We start from the raw sequence: 15528 nt of genomic DNA, 5'->3' as shown, positions 1-15528 counted from the left end.
TCTATGAATACGATGAGAGACGATGCACATAAAATAATTGATGAGGCTATACGGGCTGTTCTGCCTGAAAAGGCTGTTGAACGAGCCTTGAGTTCGATGCACGTAAAAAATGGTGCTGTGATCGTGGCCATTGGAAAAGCTGCCTGGAATATGGCGAAGGCTGCGAAGGACTTATTAGGCGCTAAAATCAGTGATGGGATTGTGTTGACCAAGTATCATCATTCAAAAGGTGATATCGAAGGGCTGAAGATCTTTGAAGCAGGGCATCCGCTGCCAGATCAAAACTCAGTCATCGGAACCTCAAAAATATTGGAACTAGTCAGTCAATTAACATCCGATGATGAAGTCGTTTTTCTAGTTTCCGGTGGGGGGTCTGCGCTTTTTGAAAAACCATTGCATGGCATCACACTAAATGAAATTGTTTCGGTAACCGATCAACTTCTAAGTTGCGCCGCCAGCATTGTGGAAATAAATACGGTCCGCAAACATTTATCGGCGGTTAAAGGCGGGCGATTTGCCTCACATTGCAATGGCGCAAAAATTCATGCCGTTGTTTTGTCTGACGTGATTGGCGATCCGCTGAATGCAATTGCTTCGGGACCTGCTTATCCTGATCAGTCAACTTCGGAAGAAGCTTTGGCAATCATCAAAAAATATGATCTTCAGATTACCGAAAACATTCGAAAAGCGCTACAAGAAGAAACACCAAAAGCAGTTGAGAACTGTGACACAGTAATAACCGGAAGTGTTTCTGAATTGTGCGAAGCCGCCGCCGCAACTGCATCAGCTTTGAATTATCATCCCCATATTTTGTCTTCATTCGTTGAGAATGAAGCAAAGGAAATTGGTCACTTTTTTGGATCGATCGCAAAGGAATTAAAAAAAGTAAATAAAAGCCAGTATACTTTTCAAACTCCTTGTGCCATCATTTTGGGAGGCGAAACAGTTGTGCATCTCAAAGGGAAAGGTAAAGGCGGGCGAAATCAAGAACTGGTATTGGCAGCTGCTATTGAGATTGAAAATATTGATGATGTAATTATTTTCTCGCTTGGTTCGGATGGAACCGATGGACCGACTGATGCCGCCGGAGGAATTGTGGATGGACAATCTATTTCCCGGATGAAATCAGCATGCAAAAATCCCGCATTAATGCTTGATAACAATGATGCATACCATGCTTTAGAAGCAAGCAATGATTTGGTAATCACTGGTCCAACAGGGACAAATGTAAACGATCTAATCGTTTTGTTATGTCGTTGATACAGAGGTTGAAAAATATTAAGTTGTAATTAAATAACAAAAAATCAAAAAGTTATGAAAATAGGTTTTATCGGTTTAGGAATCATGGGAAAACCCATGGCAAAAAATTTAATCAAAGCAGGACACGAATTAGTAGTTCTGGACTTGAATAAAGATTCGGTAAAAGAATTGGTGGATCTTGGGGCAGAAACTACCGAAGGAGCAGCTGACCTGGCGAAAAAGGTCAACGTGATTATTACAATGCTGCCAAACTCACCACAGGTTAAAGAAGTTGTACTTGGTGAAGGTGGAGTGATTGAAGGAGCTACAGCTGGATCAGTCGTTATTGATATGAGCTCGATTGCTCCACTGGCCAGCCGTGAGATTTCCGCTGCACTGGCAGAAAAAGGTGTCGAAATGTTGGACGCCCCTGTAAGTGGAGGTGAACCAAAAGCTATTGAAGGAACCATTGCTGTTATGGTGGGAGGTAAAAAAGAAGTCTTCGATGCCAATTATGATATCATGATGGCCATGGCTGGTTCAGTGGTTCACGTCGGGGATATAGGAGCAGGAAATATTGCAAAGCTTTGTAACCAGGTTGTTGTGGCACTAAATATTGCCGCAGTATCAGAAGCCCTTGTTTTAGCTCAAAAAGCCGGAGTGAGCCCCGACCGGGTTTACCAGGCAATTCGTGGGGGATTGGCAGGAAGTACAGTCATGGATGCAAAAGCTCCCATGATGATGGACCGAAATTATGAGCCTGGATTCCGCATAGACTTACACATCAAAGATTTGAATAATGTGTTGGAAACATCCCGAGGGGTAGGAGTTCCATTACCTCTAGCTGCGCAAGTAATGGAAATTATGCAGGCAATCAAGCAGGATGGTTGTGGCGTCGAAGATCATTCGAGTATCGTCAAGTTTTATGAGAAACTGGCGAATATACAGTTGGGACACTAAGCTGAAAACTATTTCGCGGTGGTATTTAAAGTAGGGGACTCTCAGATCAAATGATTGTGTCTGAGAGTACCCCGAATCACGCTAAGTTTAGCTAGTCCGTTCTTAGGGATAATAAGTCTTTTCTCACAGAAAGACGTATTTCGAAAATGAGCTTGGGAAGCAAAAAATATTAATATTAGGCTAACAAGTATCAATCAATTAACTAAACATATGAGACTAAATGTTACCTTGTTTCTTGTTTTTCTTTTTAGTCTCCTGGAAGCGCAAAATTACAGGAATCCAATAATTCCGGGATTTAATCCAGATCCATCGATCTGTAAAGCAGGTAATAACTATTATCTGGTTACTTCTTCATTTGAATATTTCCCGGGGATCCCAATATATCACAGTAATGATCTGGTTAGTTGGAAAATGGTGGGTCATGTTTTAAATCGGGAATCCCAGATTAATATGGAAGGATACCCAGCCTCAGAGGGAGTCTATGCGCCAACAATACGCTATCATGATGGTACGTTTTACGTTGTCGTTTCTGTTCTAAGAAGAAATCCCAGAAGAGTGAAGAATATATTAATCACTGCAGATTCATTAATGAGTCATTGGTCAGACCCGGTTGAAATTACAAATAGTTCATTGTGGGGGATAGATCCATCGCTATTTTTTGATGACGATGGGAAGTGTTACTTCACGGCTAACCGAAAGCATCAGGTAGCACAACCCTATTCCAGTTACCGTGAAATTGTATTACAGGAACTTGATCTCCGACAAATGCAACTAACAGGTCCCACCGACATAATTGGAAAAGCGGCTCTTGTTGGAGGGGCAACAGCCGAAGGACCGCATATTTATAAAAAGGATGGCTATTATTACTTACTCATTTCAGAAGGCGGAACGCGAACTAATCATGCCGTAACGATCAGTAGGAGTGAAAAAATCAGAGGACCTTATGAGCAATGTCCTTACAACCCCATTTTAACACATCGTCATTTGCAAGAAACCATATCGCTGAGAAATATTGGTCATGCAGATATCATTCAAACCCAGAATAATGAATGGTGGATGGTTTGTTTAGGAGTAAGGTTTACGAATGACTGGTCTCTAATGGGACGCGAAACATTTCTTGTTCCAATGATTTGGCCCGACAATTCATTTCCCATTATTAATCCGGGGAATGGATTGGTGCAAATGGAGTATCCTCTGCCTGCAATAGCGAAAGAAGCGGATAATCTTATAAATACTTTTTTTGATGATTTTAGTACCTCGACATTAAAACCGGAGTGGACTTTTTTGAGAAATAACCCAAGGTGTTATGAATTTACCGATAATCGTCAATTGAAAATAGACTTGAAAAAAACGACCATGGCAGACTTGTCTTCTCCGGCTTTCATGGGGAAGCGCATTGAAAATTCTGATTTTGAAACAACCATAAAACTATCGTTTACTGCGACATCTGAATCAGAAGAAGCTGGATTGGTGTTATTGAGCAACAATGAAAATTACTTCCGGTTTACCTTATCAAAATCGAATATCCAGTTAATAGAAACCATCAACGGGAGGACAATAATTCTTGCTAAAGAACTGCTTGAATATGACAAGTACGTATATTTAAAGGTTTTGTCGAAGAATAGTCTAATGGATTTTTATTATTCAAAGGACGGGAGAGATTGGCATTTGATAAAAAAGAAGGTCAATACCTCCTGTTTAAGGAATTATAAATATACTGGCAATTTTATCGGATTGTATGGTACATCAGATGGAGAAGAAACAACGAATCATTTTTTTGTTGATTGGTTTAAGTATCATCAGACAATCCATGAAAAATGTAATTAATAGGATACGAATTAGTAGTTCTCGATATTAGAAAGATATCAGAACTACTTGTTCTAGCTCAAAAATCCGGAGCGAGCCCCGATCAGAATTACCAGGTAATTCGTAGGGGATTGGCGGGAAAGTACAGTCATGGATGCGAAAATCCGCATGATGATGGACCGAAATTATGAGCCTGGATTCCGCATAGACTTACACATCAAAGATTTGAATAGTGTGTTGGAAACATCTCGTGGGGTAGGAGTCTCAGTATTTCTGGCTGCGCAAGTAATGGAAACTATGCAGGCAATTAAACAAAATGGTTGCGGTGTTGAAGGTCATTCGAGTATCGTCAAGTTCTATGAAAAACTAGCTAACATTGAGGTTGCTTGGTAGGTCGGTTGCAAACATATTTCAAATGCGGTATTTTCTGTTTGGCAGCAGACCTTCGAAAAAGCCAAGCGGTCATGATTGTTGCAGGTTAAAATGTATTAGAAAACCAGCGCATTTCCGTATTCAAATAACTTTCAACTCTGCGTTTAAATTTAAAAGGCTCAGCTAGATTAAAAACGTTTACATGAAATAATGTGGAATTTTCGTGGTTTGCTAACATTTTTTGAGTGCAAACGTTTACATATGAGCTGGCAGTGCCACTAATGTCTTGTTTTTATGGATAATTGCGCAAGTATAATACAACTAGTACTATTTTTAGTGAATTATTCACATATTGCCAGATGTGTTGTATAACACAACGTTGCAAGAACTGAGCTCTATTTTGTATCCGTTTACAAAAGAATGCTTAGTTTTATATCTGATAAAAACACAAAAAATAAAATGTAAACGTTTACATGCTATCTTGCGGATAATTAGCAAGTTAGATAAATTAAGAGCGAAGTGGCTGTTATATAGGCATTTCAATAGTATAAAATTAACGACGAAATGTTTGCAGCATTAATTTCTTCTGTTTACGTTTGTGTCATGAACTTAATACAAATAGACAATAAATTTTTATTACTTAAAATTTTCAACTCATGAAGAAAACGATTTCAAAACTTAAATGGTTACCAATTTTTGCTTTAATCCTAGGGGTCATAGCTGTGTCTTGTAAGGATGACGAGGAAATACCTGATCCGGTATACGTGATCAGCACAAATGTGGCATCGATTACGTTAGATATGAATGAAGGCGATGTAGTTACCGAAACAATCACAGCATCAACTACCGAAGATGGTGCAGCTTTTACCGAAAGCTACACATTTACCTCTGCGGATCCTCTTGTAGCTACTGTGAATAGTAGCACAGGTGTTGTAACTGCTGTTGCAGGTGGCACAACTACAATTACTGTTGAAGGGCAAGTTTCAGGTCAATCTAAAACCGTTGCTGTTACAGTTGTTGCTGCTGAACCTGCTCCAACTTTTACAAAAGAAGCGTTGCTTGATGGATCTGTTAAATACACTTGGGATCCTGCAAAAATGACAATTACTGATGTCGTTGTTTATGACGAGACTGGTGAAACTGAGCTTATCAAAGGCGGTCCAGATGACGACAAAAATGCAATCGACTACATTTTTGAATCTGACTATGCGCAGGGTATGTTTGTTTTAACACCTACCGGCAGAAGTGACAACTTCAAAGCTGATCTAACTGTATTAGTGAAAATTACAGTTGATGGTGCTGATGATCCTGTATGGAAAAATCCAACACTTCATAACAAGCTGGCTTATACTGCAACACTGAGCACTGTTACTTTCGAATGGGATACAGCTTCTGTAAATAGCGGAGTTGTTCCAGCTGGTATAAATGTTTTCTTGCGTAACGATCCTGTTGCCGACGGTGAGCCTTATACCAAAGGAGACGCGGTTAGCTATGCAACTGTAGGCGATATCGATGGTGATACTTTAGTGGCTGTTACCGGTCTTATTTCGAACGAATCGTACTGGTTCGATGTTGTAGATGCTGATGACAATATTCTATGGGACACCCAATTGACTATGCCTAGTCCAATTACGCAAGTTAAAGCAGGTAATACAGAGTCTGTTTGGTATGGTGATGCTTCTTCTGCAGAAAATAAATATGCAGAAGTTCGTAGAATTGCTGATCGTATCTCTATTGGTCAAGGTCTTACGGTTGATGATATCGCATCGGTTAAAATTAAAGATGCCGCCGGTAACGTAATCGCAGAGCTAGGCGCGTGGAGTCAGGATATCGCTGTTTACGAATATTCGTACATTAATACGAACGCTCCTAATGTAATTGCGACATTCGATGCTGCGGTTGCACTCGAGGGCGCCTATATTCATGAAAAAATTGATCCGGATGATGGTAAAAATGGTGAATTCAAGCATATCTCATTCTTTGATATTCCTTATTCAGAAGAAAAATATACTGTTGAGTTAACCGATAATGACGGAATGGTATATACGAAAGAATATGAAACAAAGAAAAAGGCTTCAACATTAAACCGTTCTGAGGTTCGCGCTAATGATCATGTCTATGCTGACATGGCTGATATCAATGCTAAAGACCTCGTGTTTATGGCAAATTCAAATATTCCTAATGACACTTGGACTTTTGAAGTTTCGGATCCTGCTGTAGCAACGATTGATGCAAGCGGACTGATCAAATTCGTTGCGAATGGTATTTCAACAATTACAGCATCTGCTGAAGCTGGTACTTTAGAATACCAAGTTGCAGCTGCGCCAATATATTGTAAGAATTACTATGTTTTTAACAACGGTATCGAAGTTGGCGCTTCGAAAGACATGGAGTTCGGAGATTATCTTTTCGCTTCTGCTACTTCAAGTGATGAAGCTATAGCGACTGTTGACGGAAAGAGCATTACGGGTGTTGCTGAAGGTAGCGCTGTAATTACAATCACTGACGATCAAGGTAATGAAGCGATAATGACTGTTACTGTTGTTGCTGCTGCCGGAGAGTAAACGATAAACAGATAATAAAATTGAAAGCAAGCCTTCGGGCTTGCTTTTTTTGGCTTGCTACTAAAGGAGATAATGGTGAAGCTCGTTTATCTCTCCCAAAAGGGAAAGCGACTGTTTTCTTTATCAATTCCATTTCAAAACGCTCAAAACGTTAACAAAATAAATTCAAACATTTTTCAAGAATTAAATGTAAACGTTAACATTTTTTCTTATTTTTATCGCAGGATTGGAGCAGCTGATTGAATATTTGATATCGCCCTTGGGATAAGTGGTGGTTCTTCTTACGATTTCTTAAAAATCATCGTGGTTTTAATTGTTTCAAATGCAGTCGGTTGTAGATGTGTTCTTTTTTTTGTAAGTCTCCCCGGAGATGTTGTAATTCGAAGAACAGACAACAAACAGCGTGTAAACGTTATCATGTTTTTCGTTTGGAGAAATGGATGTCGTTCCAAATTCGACGAGTTTTTTGTAAATTGATTTTTTATCTAACTTAACACATACGTATTCATATTATTACTAATTTAAATCATAAAATTCTATGAGAAAAGGTCTTTATTCTAAGTTAGTTTCGGAATTTCGCGGACTACCTTTTCCGGCGAAACTGACATGTTTGCTTGTTGCTTTCATGTTGTTCACATATGCACAAGCTACAGCATCGGTTGGCCTTCTTGCTTCAACTGTTACTATCGAAGCTTCAAATGAGAAGGTGTCAACCATCCTACACGAAATAGAAGAGCGTACGGGTTGCCAATTTATTTACGAAAGTAGTAATGTCGATCTTGATTATTTGATAAGTATTAAAGCTGATGATGAGCTGGTTGATGCCGTGTTGACAGAGCTTATTGCCGGACGAAATCTGAAGTACCGTCTTGCTGACGGGGATAAGGTTATTATTATGTCGGGAAACAATCCGAAGAGTACCATGCAAGCTGAAGATGTTGTTAAGGTAACGGGGATTGTTAAAGACGAAACAGGACCACTTCCGGGCGTTACTGTTGTCATCTCAGGAACGACAAACGGTACAATAACCGATGTCGATGGAAAATATTCACTTTCTGGAGTTCCGGCAAACGGTTCTATTACTTTTTCCTTCATTGGAATGGAAACTCAGACAGTCCAAGTTAAAGGGAGAACGTCCATTGACCTAACGATGGATGCCGGAAATATAGCCTTGGATGAAGTTATTGCAGTTGGTTATGGAACACAAACAAAAGGATCGTTGACTTCTGCGGTTGAACAAGTTTCAGCAAAGGAGATTGCTGAACTTCCGGTGTCAAATTTATCGGAGTCATTGCAGGGTGTTATTCCCGGTCTGAACATCAGCAATGTGTCCAGCCGTCCGGGTCAAGCAGCTGATGTAAGTATTCGTCAGACCTTCAGCCTTTCTAAAGATGGTGGTAACTCCGTCCCCCTTGTCATTATTGATGATGTGATGCAGCTGGATGCCAATACCGGCCTTCCAACCCTTGAGCAGTTCAACAACCTGGATCCGTCGGAGATCGAAGACATTACCGTGCTAAAAGATGCGAGTGCCGCTATTTACGGAGCCCGTGCAGCGCAGGGAGCGATTATTGTAACGACCAAGCGAGGAAAAAAAGGAAAGCCGAAAATTTCCTATTCAGGACAGATGACTTACAATGATGCCATCAGTCATGGAAAGACCTTAAATGGTAAAGAATATGGCAATTATTGGAACACGCTTGTGGATATTACTGGTGACGCAGAAGCAAACGACCTATACTCAATCAACGAGATTTATGATATGTCCCAAACTGATTACAACTGGCTTGACGAAGCCTGGAAGGCGAGTATAACGCAACGCCACTCGTTAGGGGTTAGCGGAGGATCGGATAAGGCGACCTACTATGCCGGACTTTCAGTCTTTGACCAGGGAGCGAATTTAGGTTCACAGGACTATCAGCGCTATAACTTTCGAGCCAATGTATCTGTAGATGTTGCCAATGGATTGAAATTCACTTCGAACCTTAGCGCAAACAAAGGAACGCTTGAACGTTCATATACGAAATCAAGCTCAGGTATCAGAAATGGTTATGCTGAAGGAACACGAAGCGATTATGCCCCTTTATTGCATATGCCTGGTCATATTCCATGGCAAGTTGAATATCAGGGTGAAGACTACTTTTTTTCACCATTAATGGGAACCACAATTGCAACCACGGCCTCATCGATCAACTCAAAAACGAGCATGGCAGGATGGAACTATTTTGCCAATGAGGCTTCGGGAGCCAAGTCAGCTGAAGAATCGATGTCCTATAGTGCTAATTTTGGGCTGGAGTACAAAGTTCCTTTCCTTAAGGGCTTATCAATGAAAGCTACATACAGCATTCAGCAGAGTTACACTGAGGGTGATCAGGTTGCGCTCCCCGTGGAGTTGCTATATCAGGAAAATACTGATGTAGCGAATAACCACCTGTACAACCCGAATGCCAGTTTTGGTGTGGGTGTAAATAATGCAGGAGATGATTTGGAGATTCTGTACGATTCTAACTACAATAAAAGAGATCAATACAACTTCTACCTGAATTACTCGGGGGAATTTGGTGAGCATACGGTCTCGGCCATGGGAGCTATTGAACGTTCCGAAGGATATCGAAGTAGCCAACGTCAGATATACTCTAATCCGGACGATCCGTATTTAGGGGGTAGCTCTACTGCCGGAGATATTCAGGATGGTTCCTATGTCATGAGATATCAAAATGCTTCGATGTCCTACATTGGTCGTGTAAACTACTCCTACAAAAATCGTTATTTGGCCTCATTCCTGATCCGAAGCGATGCTTCCACTAAATTTGCGCCGGAAAACTATTGGGCTATGTTCCCTTCCATGTCTTTTGGTTGGGTGATGTCTGAGGAGTCGTGGTTTGAAAATGCCCTGGCTTGGGTGAATTATTTAAAAATTCGCTATTCGGTCGGTATTACCGGTAAGGACAACATCCGTGCCTGGTTGTGGTTGCAACAGTATGACTACACCAACGATGGAGGTATCGGATTTGGCGAAGACGGAGGAAATAGAGTGGAAGGTTTAAAACCCGGAAAGACCCCCAACCGCGATGTTCAGTGGGATAAAACCTACAAAAACAACTTTGGTATTGATGCAAGTATGCTAGATAATCGATTGAATGTTGGTTTTGATTTCTATTACGATATGTTGAGAGATATGTTGACGGTAATGAGCGCTCAACTTGGATCTCCGATTACAACCGGAGGTGCTTTTACTGAACAAAATTTCAGCTCGATTGATGCCTGGGGTTACGAAGCTAAGCTTCAATGGAGCGACAAGATCAACAACGACCTTCGCTATAGCGTTGGTATAAACTTTGGACACGGTTATAACAAAGTCGTGAAGTATTTTGAATCAAATTATCGTTATCCGGCTGATATTAGTATGAAGGAGGGCGAATCAACCATCCGGCCGTCTTACGGTTATAAGGTCTGGAGGGAAACTTCAGGAGGCGATGGTATATTACGTACACAGGAAGACATTGATAACTATTGGAACTACCTGTCACAAAATTCTGCAACTGCCGGTAGTGATGGAGCCTACTATTTTGGTTCAACCGATAAGAGTCAAATGCGATTAGGAAACCTGGCCTATCAGGATCGTTACGGAAAGCCTGCAGAAGATGGTTCAATGACCGAAGCAGACGGACGTATTGGAGAAGATGGCAGCCAGGATTTTTATGAGCTTGAGAAAGCAAATTCACGCCGTGGGTTTGTCACCAACCTAGGTGTAACCTATAAGTCATTCAGATTAAAAACACAAATCAGTACATCGTGGGGAGGATTAAGGTATATTGATAGGGTACAGTCGTATACCAACGAATTCTTTTGGAATCCGGAGTCTTTCTGGGCTGATATGTACTCGCCTGCCAGTCCGATGATCGGAACTTACCCAATTTCATCGGAATCAGGTAACCTAAGGGAGTCGGATTTCTGGACTGTCAACTCGTTTAGATGTTTTATAAGAAATATTTCACTAAGCTATGATCTACCCAAAAATTGGATGAACTCGATTGGTGTTGAACGGGCGGCCTTTACGCTCACGGGATATAACATGTGGGACTTTTATAATCCATATCCGGATAAATATCGGAATATGTACGACTCATCAACCTCCGGATATCCTACTTTGCGCTCTTGGTCACTGGGAATAAATGTTTCGTTCTAATGAGGATATAAATGGTTGTACTGTAATATTAAAGATTATTCAAATGAAAAATATACTGAAACACATAATATTAGGGCTGGCTTTTTGCGCGATGCTAAACTCTTGTAGTGATGAATTTCTCAGAGAAGCCGGGCCAATTGATCGCTTTGGTGATGACATTTTCAAAAGTGAATCCCTGATGAACCGCCACCTGGCGACTCTTTATTCTTACTACTTTGCCGGTTTTAACTCGCCGGATCGCCACCTGGTTGGATATTATACGAACATGCCGTCTCGCTTGACTGACGAGCGGGGAGGAGGAATTTCATCTTACCAATGGATACAAACAAATGCATCTTTTTCAAGTGGTGACGACTCCATGTTTCCTTCATATATTGGTCCCGACCGTCTGGGTAGCTCAGTAACAAACTATTCGTACGACCGGATTCGATATGTAACAGATGTTCTTGAAAAGATCGATTCGTACAGTGATGGTGAACTTTCAGAAAGCTACATTAATAAAGTCAAGGGTCAGATGTACTATCTGCGTGGCATTCAATACTACGACCTGATGAAAGTCTATGGAGGTGTACCAATTGTAACAACCGTTCAAACTTCTTCTAGTGATGATCCTTCTGTTAAAATTCCTCGTTCGTCAACTGGCGAGACTGTAGCACAAATTGTTGCAGATTTGGATAGTGCGGCTGCTTTGCTTCCGGGTACGTGGAACAATCCAGCTGTAAACTACGGACGTCCAACTTCTTGTGCAGCATTAGCTCAGAAAGTTCGTGTCTTGTTAACTTTTGCCAGCCCGCTGTTTAACCCCAATTGGGAAGATGCAGGCAGATGGCAGGATGTTATTAACGCAGGAATGGAAGCTGAAGCAGCATTACAGGCTGAAGGCTACGGACTGTACGGGAATTCGATCAAAGATTGGGAGGAAATGTTAAGAGCCTCGTCTTACAGTGCTCCAGGTAATATGGAAGCGATTGTGATTCAATTGCTCAATGCCCCGGAGAGCGGATCAGGCAATGCCTACCAAAACGGATGGGAAAATGGCTTGCGTTTGCCGAGCCAGGAAGGCAGCAGTGGTGTAGCCGTTCCTCGTGATATGATTGATTTGTTCCCCATGGCCGATGGTGCTCGTCCGACACCAGGGAATGGCTACGATTCGTTTAAATTCTTTTTAAACCGCGATCCTCGTTTCTACCGTACATTTGCCTTTAATGGTGTGATCTGGCCCTATCAAGAAAATACGAAAGATACCTTATATACTTACATGTGGCAGTCCGGAGAATCTAATTATTTTGCCGGAGAGAATAATGATATTGCAAGTCCTGTTTTTGTTCGTAAGATGTCTGGCGATGCTGCTGCATCAAGTGAGAACTACGATTTATCGGGAATTAATATCATGGAGTACCGCTATGCTGAATTTTTGTTAATCATGGCTGAAGCGTATGCCGGTGTCGGCAATACTGCTATGACCGCGCAATACATCAACCAAGTGCGCAACAGAGTAGGAGCAGGTGAGGTTGATGAGCCCAGTAGCAAAATGGAAGCATTTAACGCGGTGTTGTATGAACGCCAAGTAGAGTTAGCTTACGAAGGCAAGCGCTTTTGGGATATGCACCGCTGGATGTTGTTTAACGATGGTGGCGATGATGCCATCTCAACCAACGCCACCTGTAGCAAAATTGGTGTAGAACCATTGAACGGAGGAGCTCGCAGAGGTTACTTCCTGAAGTACACCGGAACAGTTTCGGGTGAAGATGATCCGATTGCTGAAGAAGACTTCGTGGCAGCCGATCCGAATTCAAATGATTTTCAAAATCAACTGGAAGATTTGGCCGCGTGGTATGATGCTAATTTTGAGGAAGCGGAATTGACTAATTACATGGATCAATATTTGCAAGAACAGAATATATATACCTGGAATAATAACTACTATGTGAGTGGTTTTCGCTCAAACTTGCTTACTCAGAACGATTGGTTAGCGCAAACAAAAGGATGGGATGATGCCAGTGGTTCTTCGGGGATATTCGATTTCCGAGGGGAATAACACTTGAGCTTCTTCAAAAGAAATTGTTAGTATCGAATGCTTTAAATTTAAGAATATGAAACGAGCATGTAAAGGCCTTTACACACAGGAGAATCATTATAAGCGAGTTTCATCGAATACCGTTGAAAATTTTAAATTATAATGAGATGAAAAAAATTATAAATTACTTAATACTATTTGGGGCGATAATGAGTGCCTCTGTGGTATTCAATGCATGTAAAGATGAATTAGAGGAAGATGAAGAGGTATTCATTTTTCAGCCCATAAATCTTACTTATTCACTTAACGACGACAAATTTTCAAGTACGTACAATATGGGAATATATACATGGGAAGACCGGGCGGAAACTCCTGCGACTCATTATGTTGTTACAACTTACAAAGGATTGATCGAAGAAGATGGCATGCCAATTTCAACGGTGAAAGAAGTGCCTCATGTTGAGGGACAAACTGAATACAGCGTATTGGTTGATGAGGAATTACTAAGTGGAACAATATACGAAGTAGAGATCATGCCCTACATGAATGAAGTTCCCGGCAATGCGAATACGATTACGTTCGAATCGATTATTGACGATATCGTAGGAACGAATACGAAAGTCGCAACTACAGCAACAACAGCTACTTTTTCCTGGAAGCCGATTGGTGTGGGAGTGGCTAAGAAAATTGTGGTTACACCAAACGAAGATGATTTGAACCCTGGTGCGGAAGAAGAGGCTGTTGTCGTCGAACAAGATATTCCTTCAGATGCCACAACAGTCACTGTAGAGAATTTAGTGCCTTTTACCGGTTATATCGGCGAGCTCATTGATAAAGATGGCGGTGTTGTCGGACGTTATACCTTTAAAACATCCATGGCAGGTGGTTTAGTTGTTAAAAATAGCTCTGAACTTGAGGTAGCTCTAAACGAGTTGATGATGAGCGGCGGTGCTATCTCGTTATCAGCAGAGGAAACAAGCGAATATGAATACTCAGGTCCAATGCCTACTGGTGATATCTATTTATTGGGGTCGGAAGGTTATGATGGTACCCGGGAATCTACAGTGACGATTAAATTGTCTGTCGAATACCAGGAACAAAGCGGTATGCTTTACCTGATGCGCTTAAACATTGATGGTGAAAATGAGTTAGAACACTTAATTACCTTTGAGGATGCCGATATTGATGCGGTAGAGCAAGGTAGCCCGGCTGAAGCAACTGGAATTACAATTCAGGATTGTTGGGTTGCCAATTACACAGCTTCTGCAATCTACTCGCCAAAAGAAGCTTATCAGCGGCTCGAAAATATTACCATCTCGAACTCCACCTTCGTAAATATTGCCGGTAACCTGATTGAGTTCAGAAAGTGGGACGAAGAAGGTGTAAACTCTAAATTTGAGGCGGGTAATCCTTATTGGTGCTCAGCTGTAAAAGATATTACAATCGACATTTCAACCATTTACAAGGTAGCCACACAAGGTGGTACGATAGATGGTGACGAATACATCAGAGGAAATTCAGTGGTCAGAATTGACGGTGGTAAAAACCTTAATAACAATACGCTGGGTAGTTCGTTTAACTTGTTTAATACCACATTGGTAGATGTTGCTCCGGAGGCACCGATCTTCCTGATTGAAGACTACAATTACCAAGGTAAGGATTACCCTGGAGGTATTTTCGTTCAGGATTGTCTGTTTGCGAATATCAGTCAGGGTTCGTATTCAGTACGAACCGGGCAAATTGCTCAAGGTTATAATTTTAACTCAACGACCAATGAGGCAGCTAATGCCGAGTCGATGACGACAAGAACTTCTTTAGCCCAATTGTACGGCGCGAATTCAAACACGGTGAATAATCCACTAGCAGGACCTATAGTTTCCGTTACTTTTGCGGATTTGAATAACCTGGATTTTAAGATTACCGGAGGTTCAGCAACGAAAGGTAATCCTTCGTTGTATGAATAGAAATTCTTTATAAAGTCATTCTAAAATGGCAAACGAATTATTTTTACTGACTTGAAAAAAGCCGTTGTGTTCATACACAACGGCTTCTTTTCGTGAACTGATTGAGAAACAGAAAGTGCTCTCAATTACTTTTGTTGAGCACACCTGTTCTATAAGGAAACTATAAAAATGAAAGAAATCTTTTTTATATAAACAGCAACCTTTTAAGGTGTTTTACAACCTGTTTCGGAAAGTAGTATTCTGGCATTGTAACGATTACATGAGATCTTAGAATTGGGTTTTAACTAACCATTAAATAGTCAATCCTTAAAAACAAAATAAATCACTGGTTATCAACAGGTAGTGTGAATAAAATCCGTGATTTCAAGGTGTTAAATTGCAAGGTTATTAGTAAATTAGGGAAAAAGCTTGCAGAAA

The 15528-nt window shown here is 41.0% G+C and carries 8 protein-coding genes; all 8 read left to right on the top strand.

Annotated features, from left to right (window positions below):
- Positions 1 to 3 precede the first annotated feature (3 nt).
- The 8 genes from GR929_RS12715 (at position 4) to GR929_RS12680 (ending at position 15111) form a co-directional block, all read left to right on the top strand.
- Positions 4 to 1260, top strand: coding sequence for a glycerate kinase type-2 family protein (locus GR929_RS12715; RefSeq protein WP_159520394.1), 1257 nt, complete (start codon positions 4 to 6; stop codon positions 1258 to 1260).
- Between the two features lie 54 nt (positions 1261 to 1314).
- Positions 1315 to 2199 carry a 2-hydroxy-3-oxopropionate reductase gene (gene garR / locus GR929_RS12710; protein ID WP_159520392.1) on the top strand — a complete coding sequence of 295 codons (885 nt, stop codon included), beginning with the start codon at positions 1315 to 1317 and terminating at the stop codon, positions 2197 to 2199.
- A gap of 210 nt (positions 2200 to 2409) precedes the next feature.
- Positions 2410 to 4026, top strand: coding sequence for a glycoside hydrolase family 43 protein (locus GR929_RS12705; RefSeq protein WP_159520390.1), 1617 nt, complete (start codon positions 2410 to 2412; stop codon positions 4024 to 4026).
- A gap of 129 nt (positions 4027 to 4155) precedes the next feature.
- Entirely contained in the window at positions 4156 to 4398 is a 243-nt protein-coding gene (locus tag GR929_RS12700; RefSeq protein ID WP_201301005.1) for an NAD-binding protein, read from the top strand.
- A gap of 635 nt (positions 4399 to 5033) precedes the next feature.
- Complete coding sequence (locus GR929_RS12695; RefSeq protein WP_159520388.1) at positions 5034 to 6941, top strand: Ig-like domain-containing protein; 1908 nt, start codon at positions 5034 to 5036, stop codon at positions 6939 to 6941.
- Positions 6942 to 7479: 538 nt separating this feature from the next.
- The gene (locus GR929_RS12690; RefSeq protein WP_159520386.1) at positions 7480 to 11130 is read left to right on the top strand and encodes a SusC/RagA family TonB-linked outer membrane protein; all 3651 of its coding nucleotides are present in this window, start codon (positions 7480 to 7482) and stop codon (positions 11128 to 11130) included.
- Between the two features lie 43 nt (positions 11131 to 11173).
- Positions 11174 to 13168, top strand: a complete 1995-nt coding sequence (locus tag GR929_RS12685; RefSeq protein WP_159520384.1) for a RagB/SusD family nutrient uptake outer membrane protein — start codon at positions 11174 to 11176, stop codon at positions 13166 to 13168.
- Positions 13169 to 13314: 146 nt separating this feature from the next.
- Complete coding sequence (locus tag GR929_RS12680; RefSeq protein ID WP_159520382.1) at positions 13315 to 15111, top strand: hypothetical protein; 1797 nt, start codon at positions 13315 to 13317, stop codon at positions 15109 to 15111.
- The last annotated feature ends 417 nt before the right edge of the window (positions 15112 to 15528 follow it).

This window comes from Sunxiuqinia indica, from assembly GCF_009847015.1.
GTDB classification, from domain to species: Bacteria; Bacteroidota; Bacteroidia; order Bacteroidales; family Prolixibacteraceae; genus Sunxiuqinia; species Sunxiuqinia indica.
Note: the sequence above shows the minus strand (reverse complement) of the source record. Positions and strands in the feature narration are given on the sequence as shown.